This is a genomic window from Vibrio cionasavignyae, assembly GCF_050337155.1.
In the GTDB taxonomy this organism is placed as follows: Bacteria; Pseudomonadota; Gammaproteobacteria; order Enterobacterales; family Vibrionaceae; genus Vibrio; species Vibrio nomapromontoriensis.
In genome coordinates this window covers 35,855-54,804 of record NZ_JAKJSR010000026.1, presented here as the reverse complement: position 1 = coordinate 54,804, position 18,950 = coordinate 35,855, and the positions used below count along the sequence as shown (strand labels likewise).

Below are 18,950 nucleotides of genomic sequence, written 5' to 3'. Positions count from 1 at the left end.
CAACTGGATTAATCGATAATGAAATCACAAACCGTAATTTGGTCTGTTTTGTGCGTCTCAGTGTTATTGCCTCTTTCTCATCAAACCATATGAAAAAAGCCAGCACTAGGTGCTGGCTTCAAAAATTAACGGCTTAAAAATTAAACTAGTTTCATTTCTTGAATGATATCTGATGCAATTTCAGGTTTCGTGCTTGTTGGTTTTTCATGAAGCCCTGATTTGAGCTGCCCTTTCCTGTTTCGTAATCCTGTCTCTAATTTCTTAACCGCGCCTGCGATAGCTGGATACATTACGTCGTCAGTCGCTTTTGCTGAAACTCTAACACCTTCATAATTAGTAAAGACTTCCACTTGATGCTGACCATGTTCCTTTGTGATGATAATGTCGCAGCTAATCAGTTGTGGAAAGTGAGCGGAAACCTTCTCAAATTTGCTTTCTATTTCTTTGCGAGAATCGTCGTTGATTGATACATGATGTGTTTGAACATTTACTTTCATATAATTCTACCTTTCCAATCACTGTGTCATTTAAACGTAGCAAACTCCACGTCATTTGACCAAGTGAATTTGTACACTTGTGTGATTAACTTCCTTGTTCTCAAATAATTTTCATACAGCCCCTTGAATACGTAGCCGATAGACAGAATATATAGGGGCAGGAAAAGAGATAAACGATGTATTTTTGACCTATCAATAGGTTCAGAGAAAATTCAACCTATTGATAACTAAAGGACAAGTCACGCCCCGCACATAGGCTACACTGTAACTTATTACTTGCAAACTTGTCGCTAGCCGCGACTTTTTAACGGGTAAATGACATGACTTCCGGCAGTTAAACTAACGAAACAGTACAGGTTTAGACGTCGGGTAATCTACTTTGAAAACTTACATTTCAAATACATTCAAGAACTCGCACGATTACTCACCTTTTTGCCGTAGAGACAAAACCCCACCCTTTCTCCCCAAGCATTACTGCGGACGAGTCCCATACACTCGTTCAATTTTCGTCATCTTGTCGTTACCTCATGTACAAAGCTTCACGCCGTTTATGAAAGTAATCAATAAATCATAAGGCGAGGTAAATACGGCGTCATTACACAGCCCAACCCATAACTCAAACTAATGAGACCGATATAAGTAACCACCCAGAGCTATAAATTTAGTGACATCAGTCGCAGGTTGTCATGCAAGAGGCTAATTTTTCAACATAAAATTAGTGATGCGTATTATGCTTAGCTTGATGACAGACTAGTCAATTGATTGAATCATAAGGTACTTCCAATGAAGAAATACACTATCGACACGCAACATCGCAACGACTGCCCTGAGTGCGATTCGGATGAATACCTACTGTCAGAAGATGGGGAAACATTCCTTTGTGCAAGCTGTGGATTCTACACGCAAGAATACTCCAAAGATTGGACGGTGATGTATGTGAATAAAGTATTGGTTCAAACACAGCCTAACTCACAACTTTGCTGTCTCATTCATTAAACCGTTAAGCTCGCCAATATGCGCGACGACTTGAGTCATCGCGGACAGGCATGTCACATTGGGTTGATCAACTTTGCATACTTTAGCGAAATGTACTGTCCTAACTCCCGTCGCAATGCCCATGTTGACACCTTTTACCGTGTCATCAATATAAACGCATTCCTTCGGAAGAAAACCCATAATCGTCACAGCGTAACGCAATAGATCGGGTTCTGGCTTCCAACTATTCGCATCAAAAGCCGAAATAACCTTTCCTCGGAACCGTTCAGAAAGGCCAACAATAGACAACATATGCAATGCTTTTTTAGTAGGGCTATTAGTGACAACGCAGTATTCAATCGCCTGATCATCCAAATAATCTAACAGCTTTTCCACACCATGAATTGGCGTGAGTTTTGATTCAAATAGCTCCGTGGTCAAGCGTCGATAAATGGGCTCAAGCAGATCCAGCGACGCATTAGATTTGGTGATACGCTTTGCCGACATAAGCACATCAGCAATTTTGCCTCCTGAGAAGTTTTCAGCCGCCACCTCCAATGATAGAGACACGCCTACCTCTTTAAAGGTCGCTACCAGCGCCTCACAACATAGCATTTCACTGTCGACTAAGGTTCCATCGCAATCAAATAAGACACACTTTACTTCTGACATACTACTTTACATACCCACAGCTACTTAATTCGCTATAAATATTAATAGACTATGGGTACGCAAAACGGTATCTACACGAGGGTTTACAACATTTCTCTAAGTAATACACGAAACTTTCGTGCTGATCACCGTTTTTCAATCCATATGTTCACTAAGTTTGAATTTTCGTCACTATTGATGTTCAAGGTCTCATGAATCAGTGACAAAGCGATGTCATCATGACTCGTTGACGCGGTTGCACCGACGATATCAGACACAACGACCACGTCATTTTCACGGCACATAATCGCCGCAGAAACGGCCTCTCCTTCACTAAAGCCTACATACAGGCTGTATTCTGGATCTAGGATTATCTGTGTCAAATACTCAACAATGAAATTTTGAGCCTCTTCGCTTTCCCATATTTTTGACTGAAGAAGTGAAAACATAACGGTAAGTCGATGAAAATCAACGAGATGCCACTCAATTTTTGCGGAGAAACTTTCCGCAAGCGAGACAGGTTCAAGAAACCTACTGGTTAAAGAGTCGAGATATAACGCTCGTCCTTTAATGCTTTCTGATGTGGGAAATTCGACATCTACTTGGCTTGCTAACCATTCATTCTTTTTGTTATATAGAGCCATTGCCGCGTCTTTCATTGTAAATCCTATTTGATTTTTTGCTGACCGTGGTTATTGTATACACAAGCTCTTATTTTAAAGGATTGCCCCAATATGTTGAAAAAGCTCATGATTGTTCCAGCTCTTGCCCTTGCCTTAGCGGGCTGCGGAGATAAGGAGGTTGGTGATGTTTCACTTGGCATGTTTACATTAAAAGACATTAAACTCAACACATTAACCGATCCTGAAGTACCCGGTGTTACGTGTCATATCGCAAGCATTGAGGCTAACTTAAGCTTTTCAGACCCAAGTGACAGTTCCATATCATGCCGTCAAACAGGTGAAATCACACCTGAAATGATAGCACAAATAGACAAGTCCAAATCCGGTGAAATAGTATTTAGAAAGTCAAAAAGTATACTTTTCAAAACCATGAAAGTGCGTCGTATCTTTGATGCGGACAACCAAACCCTCATGTATTTATCCTACTCAACTAAAGAAACATCGGGTAGCTTTAAACACAGCCTATCTACGGTTCCGTTGTGGGGAACGAAAGCATTCGTTGAGCCAACTACAACTGCGCAATAAGATTTAGTAAAGAGAGCCCATTATTCATGGGCTCTCTTCTAGTTAAGATAGGATTCTAATCCTCAACCCGTCAGTCATCGGACTTTAAATTACATAACGTACAATCCAAACACTTTGTAACAAGCGTTTGTTTATAACACGACACCAGTGTTGAGTTTTTGCTATTTCTCTTTGCCTGCATTAACGCCTCGTCAGCAATATTAGTCAGCTTCCCTTGTTCTTGCTGCTCAGTAAGATGTGAGATGCCAATGCTGACCGTTACACTAAATACCCGACCTTCAACGCAGGTAAACTTAAAAGCCCCCACTCTTTCGCGCAGCCTTTCTCCAAGGAAGTACGCTTCACGTAACTCCGTATTTGGTAGCAAAATGGCAAATTCATCGCCCCCAAAGCGACAGCAATAGTCTTCAACACGTAACGATTCCAACATAATTTTACCAATTTGTTGGAGTACATGATCACCAGAGCTATGACCAAGTACATCATTAATAAACTTAAAATTGTCAACATCTAGCATAAGAAATGAAAATGGCTGCTTATGGCGTTGAAACGAAGCATATTCACGAGCGAGTTGTGTTTCTAAAAATCGCCGATTATAGACTCCGGTTAACTCATCTCGAATTACCATCGTCTCCAGTTCATTGTGCTTCGCAATCGTGTCGCTCACGTCTATGGCTATCCCAAAAATTCCTATGACCTCACCATTACTATCAAATAAAGGTGATTTCATATTTTGGTAGTACCGAACTCGGTTATCCTTCAAAATATTTTTTTCTAGCTTAGATACCGTATGCCCATTAAGAACCAACTGGTCATTAATTAAGATATCTTCACTTTGGTCTAGGTTAAAAAATGCATCATCCTTTTTCCCTAGAATTTGCTCATTCGATAAATTGAACAGTTGGCAAATAGCTTCATTCACGAAAACATAACAACCTTGCACATCTTTAATAAAAAAGTAACTGTCGAGGCGGTTAAACGCTTGCTTAAAGTCAACCTTACTAATATCAAGTTGATTCAAAATCGCACCCCTTATTATTGTTTTTATCTAGCCTAGTACTCTGTTTACCCATGTCAATGATAAGGCTACCAATATGAACCCAAGCTAATAACAAACCGGTCCAAATGCTACATTGTGTGGATTTTACGACAGCATTCGTGCAATTCATTGCAACAAAATGACACACATTGTGATATTATGCGGAAAATTTTGTTCCCTTAGCGTTTAGTATGAGATTCCCCGGACAACGTAAATCAAAGCATTACTTTCCAACAAGTAAAAAGAACCTATCAGTGAGCCAGGCTCAAGCTGCGCCGAAATACTTTCGACCAACCATCATTGGTGTTGGGCAAACTATTGTCGATATTGAAGCTCGTGTGGACGACTCCTTCTTAGAAAAGTATGAGTTGAGTAAGGGACACTCACTTGTTCTCGAAGAAAGCAAAGCAGATGCTTTGTATCAAGAATTAGTTGAACAGGGCTTAATTACTCATCAATTTCCAGGTGATACGATAGGTAATACCCTTCACAATTACTCCGTTCTTGCTGATAGTAAATCTGTGTTGCTTGGCGTGATGTCGAAAAACATTGAAGTAGGTTCGTATGGCTACCGCTACTTATGCCGCACTTCGTCACGTATGAACCTCAACCATTTACAAACTGTCGATGGACCAATTGGTCGCTGCTACACGTTAATCACTGATGATGGCGAACGTACCTTTGCGATCAACGAAGGTGAAATGAACCAGCTGCTTCCAGAAAGTATTCCAGAATCTATTTTTGATAAAGCGTCAGCGTTAGTCGTCTCATCTTACTTAATGCGTGGCAAACCAGAAGATCCAATGCCATTAGCTGTAGCTCGCGCTGTAGAGCTTGCTAAACAAAAGTCTGTACCTGTTGTCCTCACTCTCGGTACGAAGTGGGTTATCCAGGGTAACGAACAGTTTTGGCAAGACTACATCAAAGAGAACGTCACTATCGTGGCGATGAACGAAGAAGAAGGGGAAGCCCTAACGGGATTTTCAGACCCACTTCTTGCTGCAGATAAAGCGCTAGATTGGGTTGATTTGGTGCTGTGTACCGCAGGTCCTCATGGCCTTTACATGGCTGGCTATTGCGACAATGTTGCACTTAGAGACACCACTCATGAGCTCTTAGAAGGCCCAATTGAAAACTTTAACCAGTTTGAATTCAGTCGAGCGATGCGCAAACAAGATTGTGCTGATCCGCAGAAAGTATACTCTCACATTGGACCGTATTTAGGTGGTCCGCTTGAGATCAAGAATACCAATGGTGCTGGTGACGGTGCTCTTTCAGCTCTGCTACATGATATGACGGCCAATGCATTCCATCACAACAATGTACCTGGGTCGGACAAGCACGTGATGCCATGCCTAACCTACTCTTCTTTGTCGCAAATATGTAAATATGCGAACCGCGTCAGTTACGAGGTGTTAATGCAACACTCACCAAGACTGACTCGTGCGTTGCCCGAACGAGAAGACAGCCTAGAAGAAGCATACTGGGATAGATAAATTTAAAAGAGGCTCATGAGCCTCTTTTTTTGACTGAAACAAAGCTAACCATTTGATCTGGTCAATTTTAGTACAGCGTACTGAATTTTTGTCTTTACAAAGAATTATTAGCCAGTATTATCTCGACGCAAACGTTTTCCTCATTAATTTTGTGGCTTTAAAGGACCGTTAATGCTATCTGACATTGAAATCTGCCGTAGTGCGTCACTTTCTGCTATCACCGACGTTGCCAAAGACGCTGGTTTACTTGATCACGAAATACTTCCTCAAGGTGCGCATAAAGCGAAAGTCTCGCTAAAAGCAATTAAGCGCCTAAAAGACAATCTTGATGGTAAGCTTATTGTCGTCACTGCGATTACCCCAACCCCATTAGGTGAAGGTAAAACCGTAACCACTGTAGGTCTATCTCAAGGACTTAAAAAACTCGGCGAAAGCGTATTTGCCTGCATTCGCCAACCTTCTATGGGTCCCGTATTTGGTGTAAAAGGCGGCGCCGCTGGTGGTGGTTACGCGCAAGTCGCACCCATGGAAGAGCTCAACCTACACTTAACTGGCGATATCCATGCCGTGACTGCAGCGCATAATTTAGCTGCCGCGGCGATAGATGCTCGCATCTATCATGAACAACGCCTGGGCTACGACAATTTTGAATCTCGAACTGGACTTTCTGCGCTTAAAATCGACGTAAAGAACGTCGTTTGGAAACGAGTTATTGACCATAATGACCGCTCGCTACGAATGGTCACAGTTGGCAAAAACGAGGTCAATAAAACCATCAACGGGGTTGAACGCGAAGACGGGTTTGATATTTCTGCCGCTTCAGAGCTCATGGCCATATTAGCGTTATCAGAAAACCTTAACGATCTTAGAGCTCGCATTGGCAAAATTGTTGTCGCATACAGCATTGAAGGTACGCCGATCACAACTGAAGACTTACAAGTTGCCGGCGCGATGGCAGTAAGCATGAAAGACGCCGTAGAACCGACGCTAATGCAAACCTTGGAAGGCGTTCCGACGCTGATTCATGCGGGCCCCTTCGCTAACATCGCTCACGGTAACTCCTCTATCATTGCCGATAAAATTGCAACAAAACTCGCGAGTTACACTGTCACAGAAGGTGGTTTTGGCTCTGATATGGGCTTCGAGAAAGCCTGTAACATCAAAGCAGCGGCAACTGATAAGAAACCAGATTGTGCCGTTATTGTTGCGACGCTTCGCGGGCTAAAAGCCAACTCCGGATTGTATGACTTTAAACCTGGCGCACCAATCCCAGACACATTATTTGAAGATGACGAGCAAGCACTAAAAGCCGGATTTGAAAACCTGAAATGGCACATTAACAATGTAGCCAAATATGGCGTTCCTGCGGTGGTCGCCATCAATCGCTTCCCGCAGGATTCGCAACAAGAGTTAGATTTGTTGACCCAGTGGATCAAACAGTTTAATGGCAACTGTCGCGTCGCAACAAGCGAAGGATTTTCCCTTGGCGGAAATGGTACGATTGATCTTGCAAAACAAGTAATCGCAGCGTGTCAAACACCCGTTAACTTCAAACCATTGTATAGCGCTGAACAAACTGTCAAAGAAAAGCTCATGGCAGTGTGTGAAGCAGGTTATGGGGCAGCGAATGTCTCGTTATCTTACCAAGCACAAAAACAGCTTGAGCTATACGAAACTCAAGGCTTCAATCATTTAGCAGTCTGCTTAGCCAAGACACCGCTATCTATCACCACAGATGGCAGTATTAAAGGCGCTCCCGTTGGATTTGAAGTGGTGATCAGAGAGCTCAAGCTTTGTGCTGGTGCAGGCTTTATTTATGCGCTTTGCGGTAACGTAATGACGATGCCGGGCTTACCGGATAAGCCCGCCTTTATGTCACTTGACCTTGATGATGAGGGTAACATCATCGGTCTGAGCTAAAGCAGTAGGCGCAAAACCAGTATGAGCTAGCGAAAAGACCGATTAAAGGGTACAAAAAAAGCGACGAATAATCGTCGCTTTTCTGTATCTATTATCAGGTTTCAACCGTGCGTTATTGCCATCACTAACTACACTATTAACTACTTTACTTAGCGACAATTAACGTTAACTCTACGCGCCGATTGCAAGCCTTTCCAAAAGACGTGCTGTTGGTACAAGCTGGCACCGCCTCACCATAGCCACGTGTATAAATGATTTGGCGAGAGACTTGATTCTTGATTAGCGTTTCTTTCACCATTTCGGCGCGCTTGTCCGATAACACATCATTTCTCACTATTGCCCCTGTATTGTCAGTATGACCACCAATTACCACATCTATGCCCTGCTGCTGGGACAGAAAATTGGCCAAGTGAAACAACCATTGGGAAGAATTATCAGAAACACGTGACGAACCAGTACTAAAGTGGATTTTTTCTTTTAGACGAATCATAACGTAGTCACCTGGGACAAGTTCATAATCGAGCCCATGATTAACCAGATAGGTTTCTAGCGAATCCCAAGCCTGAGTACGATATTGACCATTGGGACCTTCCACTGTCGCCCCCATTTGCGCTGAATGACTGATATGAGGTGCATTGACCCATTCAGGATGCATGACGTCGTGTTCAGACCGTGGAGCCGTATCGAGCATGCCTGCGAACATTTTGTCAGTTATCGATGACGTAGAACTGCAGCCCGCCAATAACCCGACCGCAATCAAACACGCAATTTTCTTCATGACACACTCCAAACGCTCGTAGCAACATCCAATATTTCTTTTATCGGCGTGAATATCAGAAACTTTACCAACGAGAAGAAAATATTCTTCATTTAGCTGTTTCAGATTGTTACTAATTGCTTGTCTGAAGTAATTGGTAACAGTTACACTCGAGGTATTATTAATAATATGATGCATCAACATGTTTAAATCACTTAGCAAACTCGCCGCAGTACTTTCTCTCGCTGTCCTAATCACCGCTTGTGGGGAATCCAATACACCCGTTGAAGGCAAACAATACAAAGTTCTACCTAACGATCTTAGCCAACATAACCTTCCTCAAGTGACGGAAGTTTTCTCATTAGGCTGTGGCCATTGTCGTAATTTGGAGCCACTTTTGCCGGAACTTGAGGAGCTTACCGATTCTAAGCTAGGCAAAGTACATGTGATGTTTAACGACAGCGCACAAATCGCTGCGATGATCTTTTACAGTGCCGTTATGCAATCTGAAGACCAGCGTATTCCTGAAGACATGAAACTTGAATTGTTTGCTCTAGTTCAAAACAGCGAGCTGGATGGCCAGCAAAAACAAATTGAGTTAAATCGAATTTTTGAGTCTCGCACTATGGTCACACCTTACGACTTTGATGAAGCGCAGCAAAAAGAGCTATTCGAATACATTGAACTGGCTAACACGGTATCAACTGAAGCTCAAATCAACGCAGTACCGACCTTTATCGTCAATGGTAAGTATGAAGTGGTACTCTCAGGTCACGAAGGCATCAAAGAAATCGCAGAGACGATAAATTACCTAAAAACCAAATAAGCATCACCGTAGAAGCCACTTTAGCCAGTGGCAATTTACCTAAATTAGATCAAGGAATTACCGTGTCAAAGATACTTATCCCTCTCATCGTTGTGCTACTCGCAGCTTTTATGATTTACCGTACATGGACAAATAACAAAGCTGGCGAAGTCAACTTGCAACAAGGTCAGGCTTTCTTGCAAGAAAATGGACTAAAAGAAGAAGTGACTACAACCGAAAGCGGCCTTCAATATCAGGTATTACATAAAGGCGAAGGTACAGTTCACCCTTCAGCTAAAAGCAAAGTAAAAGTTCATTACCACGGTACGCTCATCGATGGCACCGTCTTCGATAGCTCTGTTGATCGCGGCACGCCGATTAGCTTTGGTTTAAACCAAGTGATTAAAGGTTGGACTGAAGGTCTACAACTCATGAATGAAGGTGACAAATACCGCCTGTTTATTCCTAGTAACCTTGCCTACGGCAAAAGCGGCTCAGGCCCTATCCCACCGGCCTCTGTTTTGATCTTTGATGTTGAGTTGATTGCAATTCAGTAGTTAGAGTTTTACGACACTTAGAGTGCCAACGCAAAGTATTCAAGCTTAAATAGACAAAAAGCTCCTTATTAGGAGCTTTTTTTGTGAGCCCTTAGCAGTTAATTAACCCTGCCTATCCTCACTAAGGCAAATAGTCCTCACCAGCTGCTGCGACAAACGCCATTTCCACCAATAAATTCGGATCGGCCAGTTCAACCTTAACGCATGCTCGGCTTGGTGCGCATTGCTCTGGGAACCACGAATCCCATACTTCATTCAGCGCATCGAAATTAGCGAAATCTGTCACGTAAACTGTGACGGAGAGAATTCTAGATTTGTCACTACCGATGGATTGAAGCATGGTTTCAGCTTGGTCGAAAATCTGCTGGACTTGGCTTTGTATTCCGGCAGATGTGTCTGACTCCGCCACTTCAACAAAGTGCGCAATTCCGTTAAATACGGTCACGTCAGACCAACGCTTACAAGGGTTAACTCGATGAATCGTCATTTCTTTTTCTTACCTTAGAGAACAAGCTACTATGATATCAATTTGCCTGATTCTGCCAACAATTTTAGTCATTGATAACAGGTATAATTGGCCGTATTCAATAGCAACCATCCGGCTTTAGAGTCAGATTTAAAAACGGTGTGACATATTACGATTCTTAGCTTCGCTTTAAGAGTAAACCCAACTCACCTTTGGACAAAAGTTTGCGAGTAAACCTCCTAATTTAGTAAACCATGAATAACTACAAATATTACAAAGTCGAGTTATGGAGAGCCAACACGGCATCGACATTGAAGATAATGGTAACGGTAACGGTAACGGTAACGGAGAAAGCAGACGAGAGGTGACGAAAGAAAGAAAAAATGGCTAACTGATTGATAAGGTGGCTTCTGGCTTGTTCTACACTCGGGATTTAGTGTTGACTGCACAACACCTTAATCCTTATTTGTTATATTCGTAACCTATTGACTAAAAAGCTGTACTACTGTTTTCATTGGCAAGAACATACGAATACGACCATTATGTTCACACAGGACTTCAAAACCAAACTTTGTATAAAATGCTTGTGCGGTATCTGTAAGGCAATCCACTACGATAGCATAAGCTCTCATATGGTGATTAACTTCCCAAAGGTACTTTAAAGCGCGAACCAAACTGACCTTTCCTAGCCCTGAGCCATGGAACTCTTTATGGACAGCCAACTGAGCTAATAGAAAAACAGGAATTGGATACCTAGGTAATTTTTTCGCTAGTTTAGTCGGTAAAGTCTCTCTGCTGATTGAGCTAGGCGCAACGCTATAAAAAGCACAAATAGCGTACTTTTGATTAAGCAATGGTTGAGAACTTGGTAAAACCATAGTTCGGCTAATACCAGCTTGCATGTGTTTTACTGCTTGAGTTTTGATAAATGTATTTAACTCTGACTCACCACAATCAAATGAGCTACGATCATGTTTTGATTTACTAAGTTCAACGAACTCTTTTCCCCAACTCACTTGATACCACTCTCATCTGTGAATTTTGCTGCTTCAAGCAAAGCTTGATTAGGCGCCTTTGCTTTATCACATGCCATAATAAATTCATCGAAGACACTATCTTTAACTACGATACTTTCGTGTTCTTCAATTACATGAGTTGCATCTTCGTCCATTAACCTAACTACATACTCTGTAAGGCTTTTAAGACCAAGCAAAGCCGATGCTTTTTCTGCTTTTGCCTTGATCTCTTCGTCAAGGCGAATATCTAAACGTGCTGTTGCCATAGAACCTCCTGCGTACGGATATATTCCGTAATCATGGCGATTATAGAGCAAATATTGGACTTATACAATTTGTACGGATAGCTTACGGAAAATTTCCATATAACGTCCTCAACATTTGGATTAGATTAATTTGGTCCATTGAGAGGCTCTCTGGACGGTTAGTTCGTTGGGGCACTTTTTTGTTACATACCTAGTCAACAAGGCTCTGGACAAAACTGTGTTTCAAGTTGGCCTAGTGAATGTCCGGAAGTAGCACAGAATTACCGCCTTTAGCAACTAAATCTCTACTACGTTCTCCCATGATAATGATAGAATCTCCGCATCAGAATTACCGAGAAACCCAATGTTTATCCATCATGTTAACGGCATCGACTGGCTGGTTATTACAGCTTTTGAAGAACTGAAAACCATGTTTATCGAAGAAGCCGGTGCGATCCCCCTTTGCTTCTCTACCACCAGCGAATTGAACCTGATTGATCAAGCCAAGCGCACTTATGGATATTTGCCTACACTTAGCGGCGTAATCACCGATACTGGCACATTTCAAAGCCAGAATAACGAAGAAGATTTACACCCCCAGCTTGCTTGCCTAGTTGAGGGGCATGGTCGGGTGTTTATCTATCACGGCGGCTTTGTGGCTTTTGTGGATGACGAACAAACCTTTATTACCCGAATGGACTGAAATTATTCAGTAAGTTGAAATCGCCGAATTAGCTTCTCTAGCGAGGAATGGATCAAAAAAAGAGTCAGCCTGGCGGTCTGACTCTTGTGCAGGAAAACACAGGGTATTGTCGAAGAGGTTAAAGATGCTTTGGTCGGTTGCAGTCGCTGATTACTTAGGCTGGTGACCCGTCTTCTTCGCAAACTTTTGCATCGCCTCAGCAAATGTTGTTGTCCTTCCTTTGGCTTTAAGCTGTATTACCTTGTACCCCATCTTTTCCAGCGCTTGGCGCTCTGCCAAGACAGCGTTGTCATCTGGCTGGCTACCTTCGGCAGGCTGATGAATGTAACACCCCTCTAATTGGCCATCTTCAACCAGTTGGTGGTGTTTCAGTGTATTGATATCAAAATTCATAGTCAGTCTTTTCGTTAAAATGGGGAATTTCTTTGTAGGTTAGATACGCTTTAAGGGCTTTACCACGCTGTCTAAACCTTCTATTTTGAGTGCTAAACAGAGCTTTAATAAGTCGCCTAGATCACCGCTAGGGAATCCTTTTTTATCAAACCAGAGTAAGTATTCTTCTGGAAGATCGATAAGCATACGCCCTGCGTACTTACCAAACGGCATTGGCGTTCTGGCAAGTTTAACTAAATTCTCTTTATTTAACATAATCTATTGTCTGCTGATCTTTGCCTATAATGGCGTGACTTAGTGGCGGATTCGCTTACGCTAGTAAAACACGGCTAACCAAATCGTTTTTTCTGTCGCCGATGTCGATTTTACGCGATGTTTGGTATGTGCTGGAATATTGACGTAGTCGCCAACATCGAGCACGACTACTGTTCCATCATCATATTCAATGACACCGGTTCCTTTTAGAACAGAAACCCATTCATGTTCTTCTTGGTCGTACCACTCTCCTTCTGCACTCGCATGGCCATCGGAAATAATACGCTCGATACGAACGGACTTATGCTTTTGAATATCTTCAAGTAGCTCGTTGTTAATAATATCTGGAATCTCACTAAAAAGATTGCCACCTTCCATCTTTTCACTCCAAAACCTTGTAAGTTCGCGATAGATTAGCATAACACTCACGTAGCCAACACTATGACGCAAACACGTTCCTATGGGTGCCTTCTGATCAGGTTGCAGTGTTTAGCATCATTGCGTCAACGCATTCCTTCGCGTGGCTGTTAACTAGGCCATGACTTGCCCCATCAATCTCAATTAAATTCGACTTAGAAAGTAGCTGGTATAGATGCTCTGCTATATTCTTTGCCACCACGTTAGACTGATTTCCGTAAATAATGGTGGTACAAACCTCTAGCGCCATTAAGTCAGATTGAGTAAATTCTGCGTTTGTACAAATATCCCAATGCCGAACGTTATTACGCTGCAAGTTTGACATCATCAATTTCACTGAATTCGGAAATTGTTCAAAATGATTGCCTCCACTCCAAAAGTCGATAACTAGCCCACACGCGTTGGGAAGATCCAATTCAACGGAGCGACGATAATGCTTTAAAAAGTCAGTCACCAATTTCATAGATGGAAGATCTTCTTGAACGTCCAACACCCACGTAGCGACAGGCTCGAATAACGTTAATTGACTCAATTGTAGGCGACCAGATAGCGCCAATGCTAACGCAACCACGCCCCCATAGGAATGACCGACTAAATGAACAGGTTCATCACATTCTTGTTCAATAATCGCTTCAATAATCGCTCGTTCAGTTTCAATGTTAGCTGCATCAAAATCGCTTGGATCTGGCGTACCACAATGCCCAGGAAGTTTAATTAGAATACAGCGATAATCTCCCGTAAGCATTGGTAGCATTTGTTTCCACGTTGATGTGGTGGCGTAAGATCCGTGAATCATTACCATGGGTTTACCGCTTCCATAGCTTTGATAATATTGTTCAAGATTTCTATTTGAGGTGGCGATATTCATTCTATACTGGCTTCAAGCTATTTAACTGGTAAGTCACGCTAAGGCAATTTTTACTCTTTCGCAATCCCCCAAAAGGCATACATTTAACCATATGATAACCCTTCATCATCCCTGCTAAATAACATAACTCTGCTAGTAACAACCGATTACATAGAAAAACAGCTAACAAGGTACATCGAACCACAGTAAATGATTTACCCCTGATGATGGCCATGGCACACCTTTTCGGCAGTTTCATCTAAACTCAATATGAGTAGCTTATGCCTACCTGAGAGAAAACAACAGACTATAATTGCAATGTATATAAAGAAGAGAACTCAGTCAGTGGCAGAAGGAGTAACCGTTGAATCTTATCGCTCTATTAATTACGCCACTACTTGCCTTCCCTACTGTTGCACTTGCAACTTGGTTTAATGAACACAATATAGATAAGTTTGACCGAGTTGAAACACATCGTGCTTGGGGGTTTGGTTCGCTAATTGGAAATGAATTTACGACGTATGGTATCCGCTGTGACAATAGGAATAAATTGCTCATCACCCTTGGGTTTGCGACCGAATTGGACGAACGCAATGCCAAAATTGATGTCATATTCAAAATCGATCAACATGACCCATTAACACTAGAGGGTCAACTTTTTTCCAACAGTACTAAAGAAGGCTTCGTTCGGGTGACAAAACACAATATGGCCCTTGTTAATCAGGTTGTTATGCAAAGTAAGCAAGGTCATGCGATCCATATTCGAGCATCGAATAAACAACAGAGTCAGTTTATAGAATACTCGGTGCCTCTGATTGGCTTCACTCGATTTAGTCATTCCACACGGGAAGCTTGCGGTATTGGCGTAACAAGGCTTGAAATGACGCCACAAGATAAAGCCACTCTGTCAGAACTTAAGCAGAAGCTCAGTGAGATAAAACAAGAAATCGCCGAATTAGAAGCAAAGTACTCTGCAGGTTTCTAATACCCAAATAAAAGCCACCTACACATTAGGTGGCTTACCCATACTTTACCCCGAGATCATGCCAAAGCGGTATTCAATAATTTAATCAGAACAGCACTAACGTACCCACTCAGGTAGCGCACCCAACCGTTGTTCTAATTGAGCTTGATACAAAGACTCTGGGACAACTCGCTCGCCGTCTGACTCTAACCAAGCTTGTGGCTGATCAGGCAACCATTTTTTGTAACTGGCCTCGCCTTTTTTAGTCGCATGCTTAGAATATTCTTGCATGGACGCAAAGCTAATCGGACTGCCATGATTACCAATCATATACGGCGCGATTAAGCGGCCATATTTGGATTTAGTCGACATCATTTCAAAGCCGGTTTGCGGCGCGCCGATGTGCTCAAAATTCCAATAGGTCAACCCTGCTAAATGATTGGGTAAATTACTAATTGCCGCTCCCCAGCGAGACGGTATCCAGCCACCTTTTAAATTATCAAACAAGTTAATACGCGGTTGCGCACCGTGTAAATCCGATGACGTCGATGCGAGATAACGGGTTCTCAAATGAACATTAGATGACGCTCTATGGGAAAAGCCAGGCGCATGCCAGGCATTAGACTCATCATTCACATCCATCGACAAGTTATTGAAAGACGCATTGAACTGCAGTGATAAGTGACCGGGCGTTCCTGTAAGCAAAACATCTCTGACGGTAGAATAACCGGTTGCACTTAATTGAACCCCTGCATTGAAGTCAGCGAGCGTGACCTGTTTCACCCAGCCATTCACCACGTTGTTTAACTCCAGTAGGCTCCAGGCGCTATCGTGGATTGTGCCGTCTTTGCTTCTTGCGTGGTGTTTAAATTTTTCCTGCCAATTACCTCTTAAGGTTAAATGTTCAATGCCCACGTTTTCAATGGGCTCGTACGCTTCAACCAACCACTTGTCTTGGGGATCGATATCTATCTGTACAGGTGCTTTGAACACCAACGCATCCCCTTCAACTTCGGTGATTTGGTGATATTCAACAATGTTTAAGCTACGGTTTATTGCCGTCCATGACGCCTCTAATTGATAGGGGTAAACCTGTTTCTCAATGATCTCTTTTCTAGAAATTTTACCACTCAAGCGTACCCAATCACCTGCCTCAAAGCCTTTGCTACTTGATAACGTTATCGATTTGCTTGCTCCACCAACGAGCGAAGCGATCACGCGACTGCTGTGCGTGCCTTTACTATTCCCTTCAAACTTAATAATGCGCGGTGTGGTCCACATTTTACTACTATCAACAGGAAGTAACGGCTGGGACATATACAATTCTGTCGCCGTTTGTCCCATACCTTTTAGCACGATATTACTGCTTCTGATCTTAATAGTCTGACCATCTAACACGTCTAATTTTGACGCTGGATCAATGCTAGTCATGTCAGAGGCTTCGTTAATGTGATATCGGCCTGCTGAAAACTGTACGATCGCGCCCCGTTCAGCCTCCTTTTCGACATACCGCTCGGCTTCAGCGACTGCCCTCTTAATCGCTTGCTTATCACTCTTACCGTCATTGGCTTTTGCGCCATAATCGTCGACGAGGAAAATTCTGTACCCAGTTGTTTGGTCATATTTGATATCTTCAGCGGTAAACGAACTCGCCTCATGATTTACCAACATACTGGTTGGGATCGGTTTTTCGCCAAAATGGTACCCTGCGTAAGAAAAATTATTCAATACCGGCTGATCGGTTTTGTTTTCTCCAGAATACAAATCACTATTGTGCTGACGCGTTGCCAAGTAATGTTGCCAATAGTCTGACACTAATACCTCATCCGCGATGGCCGTTGTAGACAAACATAACAGGCTAACGCTCAATAAGTTGGGTATGCTTTTTATCTGTTTTTTACTATCCATCATAACCCTAACCTATCGTCTTAAAGCGACTGACGTGCTGATTGATCGCATCTTGCGCGTTGGACAAATCGGCGGTGCCATCTCTTAAACGTTTTGCCATATCTGACGTATTGTGTGAAATATCCACAATTACTTTCATACTGTCGTTGAATGACTCGGCGGTTGAACGCTGCTCAACAACTGCTGATGAAAGGTTAATTGTTTGTCCTGTGACATTATTGACCCTTTCTAGTACCGCTTGAATTTGCTCTCCCACGGCCTCAACTTGCTCTTTTGACTCATTTGCATACCCCTGACTAGTTTGCATAACGGACACGGTCTCCGTTGCTTTGTCTTTCAAGGTCTGAATTATCTGTGCAATCTCTGTGGTGGATTCTTGGGTTCTCATAGCTAACAATCGAACTTCGTCTGCTACAACCGCAAATCCTCGCCCTTGCTCACCTGCTCTCGCCGCTTCAATGGCTGCGTTAAGCGCCAATAAGTTGGTTTGTTCTGAAATACTGTTGATCACTTCAAGAACCGAGCTGATGTTATGTGTTTCTTGCGCCAATGACTCGATACTTGCTGAAGCATGATTTACCGCCTCATAAAGCTGCCCTGTCACACCTATTGTTTGCAACGTACTTTGATTACACGTTTCAAGTAATGACTGGCTCGAACTGGTGTCCTCTGCCACCTGTTCCACCGCAAGGCTTATTTCTGAAATCGTCGCAATCATTTGTGTCATGGCACAAGCCATCTGCTCACATTCGATAGCCTGCTGCTTAGAGCTGCTTTCATTACTATCAGCCATGGCGATGATGTTTGAAGACGTTGTATTAAGGACTTCAACTTGGTTTCTAACGTCACCAATCATACTGCGAAGTGCCGAAACCATACGATTAAGCGAATGGGACAATGTACTCAGTTCGTCTGAGCCGGTGACTTTGAGCTCATGAAATAACTCGCCACCCGCAATTTTTTCCACTAGGGTGTGAGTTTGTTTTAACGGCACGGTTAACGAGCGCCAAAGCACGAAGCACGTCAATATACCCACTACAAGCGCGATGATTGAAACCGATGTACCAAGCAACATGCTGGTGTTCTTATTTTGCTCCATCTGTATGGTCACTTCTTCAACAATCAGTTTTGCGTTGTCACGAACTTCGGCAGCAAAGACAAGCATCTGTTCACGAGATTCCGCCGACTGCTTAATTAGCTGCAATAACGCATCAAACTTTTGAAGATATTGTACGGTTGTCACGTCACTTATCGCTTTTAGTTCAGCCGATGCTTCTGCCCATTGTTCCATGTTGGAATCATCTAACGTGAGGACCACTCTCTCTCGCATGTTACTCAAATGGGATACTTTTAAAGTTTGTTCCGCTGAAGAGATGGATTGCAACCACGCTTGTTCAATATCGATTAGATTTTGGTTGAGCTCATAAACGTTAAGAACGAGTTGGTTAAATTGGTTAAACTCTTGTCCATATTTGACATTCGCAGTTTCGAATTTTTCAACATAGTCACGATACACGTCGTCGGATAGTAAATGCTTGCTGGCAATAAAATTATCAAGATTGAACTTATGCCAACGGTTGAAGCGCTCGGCATAGATCGGGTCCCTTGTGCTCACGTAGCTGTTTTCTAATACTTGCAGTCCAAACACTTCGCGTGCTCCAACGTTTGCAAGATTGAGCTGCGTGACGTTTTGATCATACTGCTGTCGACTGTATATACCTTCAATAAGCATGCTGATAATAAAAATAATGAGCAGACCAAAGCCAACGATAAGCCGCTGCGCAAACCCTAACCTAGCTAATGTGAACATGTTGACGTCCTAATAGTATGT

General features: G+C 42.7%; 22 protein-coding genes. 8 read left to right on the top strand and 14 right to left on the bottom strand.

All coding sequences use genetic code 11. From position 1 onward, the window contains the following. Positions 1–140: 140 nt before the first annotated feature. On the bottom strand, positions 141–497 hold the full coding sequence (gene hpf, locus L4D74_RS20085) for a ribosome hibernation-promoting factor, HPF/YfiA family (RefSeq protein WP_265674444.1): 357 nt from the start codon (positions 495–497) through the stop codon (positions 141–143). 783 nt (positions 498–1,280) lie between these two features. Between hpf and L4D74_RS20080 the strand changes: the two genes are divergently transcribed. Then, on the top strand, positions 1,281–1,493 hold the full coding sequence (locus L4D74_RS20080) for a hypothetical protein (protein ID WP_428754267.1): 213 nt from the start codon (positions 1,281–1,283) through the stop codon (positions 1,491–1,493). On the opposite strand, the gene L4D74_RS20075 is transcribed toward L4D74_RS20080, so the two are convergent. Both L4D74_RS20075 and L4D74_RS20070 read right to left on the bottom strand, forming a co-directional pair. Continuing rightward, positions 1,467–2,144, bottom strand: coding sequence for an HAD-IA family hydrolase (locus tag L4D74_RS20075; protein WP_428754266.1), 678 nt, complete (start codon positions 2,142–2,144; stop codon positions 1,467–1,469). The genes L4D74_RS20080 and L4D74_RS20075 overlap by 27 nt on opposite strands. Before the next feature lie 125 nt (positions 2,145–2,269). After that, positions 2,270–2,782, bottom strand: a complete 513-nt coding sequence (locus tag L4D74_RS20070; RefSeq protein WP_428754265.1) for a hypothetical protein — start codon at positions 2,780–2,782, stop codon at positions 2,270–2,272. A 75-nt stretch (positions 2,783–2,857) separates the two neighbouring features. Between L4D74_RS20070 and L4D74_RS20065 the strand changes: the two genes are divergently transcribed. Further along, entirely contained in the window at positions 2,858–3,331 is a 474-nt protein-coding gene (locus L4D74_RS20065; RefSeq protein ID WP_428754263.1) for a CreA family protein, read from the top strand. A 70-nt stretch (positions 3,332–3,401) separates the two neighbouring features. On the opposite strand, the gene L4D74_RS20060 is transcribed toward L4D74_RS20065, so the two are convergent. Next, positions 3,402–4,352 carry a sensor domain-containing diguanylate cyclase gene (locus L4D74_RS20060; RefSeq protein WP_428754262.1) on the bottom strand — a complete coding sequence of 317 codons (951 nt, stop codon included), beginning with the start codon at positions 4,350–4,352 and terminating at the stop codon, positions 3,402–3,404. Positions 4,353–4,561: 209 nt separating this feature from the next. Here L4D74_RS20060 and L4D74_RS20055 point away from each other — a divergent pair, with 209 nt between their 5' ends. Both L4D74_RS20055 and L4D74_RS20050 read left to right on the top strand, forming a co-directional pair. After that, positions 4,562–5,866: an inosine/guanosine kinase gene (locus tag L4D74_RS20055; protein WP_428754260.1), complete on the top strand. Its 1,305-nt coding sequence runs from the start codon at positions 4,562–4,564 to the stop codon at positions 5,864–5,866. 171 nt (positions 5,867–6,037) lie between these two features. Further along, positions 6,038–7,786 carry a formate--tetrahydrofolate ligase gene (locus L4D74_RS20050; RefSeq protein WP_428754259.1) on the top strand — a complete coding sequence of 583 codons (1,749 nt, stop codon included), beginning with the start codon at positions 6,038–6,040 and terminating at the stop codon, positions 7,784–7,786. A 145-nt stretch (positions 7,787–7,931) separates the two neighbouring features. Here the strand turns inward: L4D74_RS20050 and L4D74_RS20045 are convergent, their stop codons facing one another. Then, complete coding sequence (locus L4D74_RS20045) at positions 7,932–8,564, bottom strand: OmpA family protein (RefSeq protein WP_428754258.1); 633 nt, start codon at positions 8,562–8,564, stop codon at positions 7,932–7,934. Positions 8,565–8,745: 181 nt separating this feature from the next. Here L4D74_RS20045 and L4D74_RS20040 point away from each other — a divergent pair, with 181 nt between their 5' ends. Together L4D74_RS20040 and bamJ are read left to right on the top strand one after the other, a co-directional pair. Beyond that, on the top strand, positions 8,746–9,369 hold the full coding sequence (locus tag L4D74_RS20040) for a thioredoxin domain-containing protein (RefSeq protein ID WP_428754256.1): 624 nt from the start codon (positions 8,746–8,748) through the stop codon (positions 9,367–9,369). Positions 9,370–9,431: 62 nt separating this feature from the next. Beyond that, positions 9,432–9,905, top strand: a complete 474-nt coding sequence (gene bamJ / locus L4D74_RS20035) for a BamJ family beta-barrel-assembly machinery protein (RefSeq protein ID WP_265674454.1) — start codon at positions 9,432–9,434, stop codon at positions 9,903–9,905. Between the two features lie 121 nt (positions 9,906–10,026). On the opposite strand, the gene L4D74_RS20030 is transcribed toward bamJ, so the two are convergent. The 3 genes from L4D74_RS20030 to L4D74_RS20020 form a co-directional block, all read right to left on the bottom strand. Further along, on the bottom strand, positions 10,027–10,392 hold the full coding sequence (locus tag L4D74_RS20030) for a RidA family protein (protein ID WP_428754254.1): 366 nt from the start codon (positions 10,390–10,392) through the stop codon (positions 10,027–10,029). Between the two features lie 461 nt (positions 10,393–10,853). After that, positions 10,854–11,387, bottom strand: a complete 534-nt coding sequence (locus L4D74_RS20025) for a GNAT family N-acetyltransferase (RefSeq protein ID WP_428754253.1) — start codon at positions 11,385–11,387, stop codon at positions 10,854–10,856. Further along, a complete protein-coding gene (locus L4D74_RS20020) occupies positions 11,384–11,653 on the bottom strand; it encodes a type II toxin-antitoxin system TacA family antitoxin (protein ID WP_428754251.1) in 270 nt (89 codons plus the stop codon). Before L4D74_RS20020 ends, L4D74_RS20025 begins: the two co-directional genes overlap by 4 nt. 343 nt (positions 11,654–11,996) lie before the next feature. Here L4D74_RS20020 and L4D74_RS20015 point away from each other — a divergent pair, with 343 nt between their 5' ends. After that, the gene (locus L4D74_RS20015) at positions 11,997–12,335 is read left to right on the top strand and encodes a cytosolic protein (RefSeq protein ID WP_428754249.1); all 339 of its coding nucleotides are present in this window, start codon (positions 11,997–11,999) and stop codon (positions 12,333–12,335) included. A 150-nt stretch (positions 12,336–12,485) separates the two neighbouring features. Here L4D74_RS20015 and L4D74_RS20010 read toward each other — a convergent pair whose 3' ends face one another. The 4 genes from L4D74_RS20010 to L4D74_RS19995 all read right to left on the bottom strand — a co-directional run bounded on the left by L4D74_RS20010 (position 12,486) and on the right by L4D74_RS19995 (position 14,202). Continuing rightward, positions 12,486–12,728 carry a hypothetical protein gene (locus tag L4D74_RS20010; RefSeq protein ID WP_428754247.1) on the bottom strand — a complete coding sequence of 81 codons (243 nt, stop codon included), beginning with the start codon at positions 12,726–12,728 and terminating at the stop codon, positions 12,486–12,488. Between the two features lie 39 nt (positions 12,729–12,767). Then, entirely contained in the window at positions 12,768–12,983 is a 216-nt protein-coding gene (locus tag L4D74_RS20005) for a DUF3820 family protein (RefSeq protein ID WP_265674459.1), read from the bottom strand. Positions 12,984–13,043: 60 nt separating this feature from the next. Continuing rightward, positions 13,044–13,361, bottom strand: coding sequence for a cupin domain-containing protein (locus L4D74_RS20000; protein ID WP_428754245.1), 318 nt, complete (start codon positions 13,359–13,361; stop codon positions 13,044–13,046). A gap of 97 nt (positions 13,362–13,458) precedes the next feature. After that, on the bottom strand, positions 13,459–14,202 hold the full coding sequence (locus L4D74_RS19995) for an alpha/beta fold hydrolase (RefSeq protein WP_428754243.1): 744 nt from the start codon (positions 14,200–14,202) through the stop codon (positions 13,459–13,461). A 409-nt stretch (positions 14,203–14,611) separates the two neighbouring features. On the opposite strand from L4D74_RS19995, the gene L4D74_RS19990 reads away from it, so the two are divergent. Further along, on the top strand, positions 14,612–15,232 hold the full coding sequence (locus tag L4D74_RS19990; RefSeq protein ID WP_428754241.1) for a hypothetical protein: 621 nt from the start codon (positions 14,612–14,614) through the stop codon (positions 15,230–15,232). A 96-nt stretch (positions 15,233–15,328) separates the two neighbouring features. Here the strand turns inward: L4D74_RS19990 and L4D74_RS19985 are convergent, their stop codons facing one another. Both L4D74_RS19985 and L4D74_RS19980 read right to left on the bottom strand, forming a co-directional pair. Continuing rightward, a complete protein-coding gene (locus tag L4D74_RS19985) occupies positions 15,329–17,122 on the bottom strand; it encodes a DUF4955 domain-containing protein (protein WP_428754240.1) in 1,794 nt (597 codons plus the stop codon). Between the two features lie 4 nt (positions 17,123–17,126). Continuing rightward, positions 17,127–18,929, bottom strand: a complete 1,803-nt coding sequence (locus tag L4D74_RS19980; protein ID WP_428754238.1) for a methyl-accepting chemotaxis protein — start codon at positions 18,927–18,929, stop codon at positions 17,127–17,129. Positions 18,930–18,950: the final 21 nt, after the last annotated feature.

Excerpts from the sequence above, each read along its gene's own strand:
- hpf (WP_265674444.1), bottom strand. The coding sequence starts at position 497 with ATGAAAGTAAATGTTCAAACACATCATGTATCAATCAACGACGATTCT.
- L4D74_RS20080 (WP_428754267.1), top strand. The coding sequence starts at position 1,281 with ATGAAGAAATACACTATCGACACGCAACATCGCAACGACTGCCCTGAG.
- L4D74_RS20075 (WP_428754266.1), bottom strand. The coding sequence starts at position 2,144 with ATGTCAGAAGTAAAGTGTGTCTTATTTGATTGCGATGGAACCTTAGTC.
- L4D74_RS20070 (WP_428754265.1), bottom strand. The coding sequence starts at position 2,782 with ATGAAAGACGCGGCAATGGCTCTATATAACAAAAAGAATGAATGGTTA.
- L4D74_RS20065 (WP_428754263.1), top strand. The coding sequence starts at position 2,858 with ATGTTGAAAAAGCTCATGATTGTTCCAGCTCTTGCCCTTGCCTTAGCG.
- L4D74_RS20055 (WP_428754260.1), top strand. The coding sequence starts at position 4,562 with ATGAGATTCCCCGGACAACGTAAATCAAAGCATTACTTTCCAACAAGT.
- L4D74_RS20050 (WP_428754259.1), top strand. The coding sequence starts at position 6,038 with ATGCTATCTGACATTGAAATCTGCCGTAGTGCGTCACTTTCTGCTATC.
- L4D74_RS20045 (WP_428754258.1), bottom strand. The coding sequence starts at position 8,564 with ATGAAGAAAATTGCGTGTTTGATTGCGGTCGGGTTATTGGCGGGCTGC.
- L4D74_RS20040 (WP_428754256.1), top strand. The coding sequence starts at position 8,746 with ATGTTTAAATCACTTAGCAAACTCGCCGCAGTACTTTCTCTCGCTGTC.
- L4D74_RS20030 (WP_428754254.1), bottom strand. The coding sequence starts at position 10,392 with ATGACGATTCATCGAGTTAACCCTTGTAAGCGTTGGTCTGACGTGACC.
- L4D74_RS20020 (WP_428754251.1), bottom strand. The coding sequence starts at position 11,653 with ATGGCAACAGCACGTTTAGATATTCGCCTTGACGAAGAGATCAAGGCA.
- L4D74_RS20015 (WP_428754249.1), top strand. The coding sequence starts at position 11,997 with ATGTTTATCCATCATGTTAACGGCATCGACTGGCTGGTTATTACAGCT.
- L4D74_RS20010 (WP_428754247.1), bottom strand. The coding sequence starts at position 12,728 with ATGAATTTTGATATCAATACACTGAAACACCACCAACTGGTTGAAGAT.
- L4D74_RS20005 (WP_265674459.1), bottom strand. The coding sequence starts at position 12,983 with ATGTTAAATAAAGAGAATTTAGTTAAACTTGCCAGAACGCCAATGCCG.
- L4D74_RS20000 (WP_428754245.1), bottom strand. The coding sequence starts at position 13,361 with ATGGAAGGTGGCAATCTTTTTAGTGAGATTCCAGATATTATTAACAAC.
- L4D74_RS19995 (WP_428754243.1), bottom strand. The coding sequence starts at position 14,202 with ATGGTAATGATTCACGGATCTTACGCCACCACATCAACGTGGAAACAA.
- L4D74_RS19985 (WP_428754240.1), bottom strand. The coding sequence starts at position 17,122 with ATGATGGATAGTAAAAAACAGATAAAAAGCATACCCAACTTATTGAGC.
- L4D74_RS19980 (WP_428754238.1), bottom strand. The coding sequence starts at position 18,929 with ATGTTCACATTAGCTAGGTTAGGGTTTGCGCAGCGGCTTATCGTTGGC.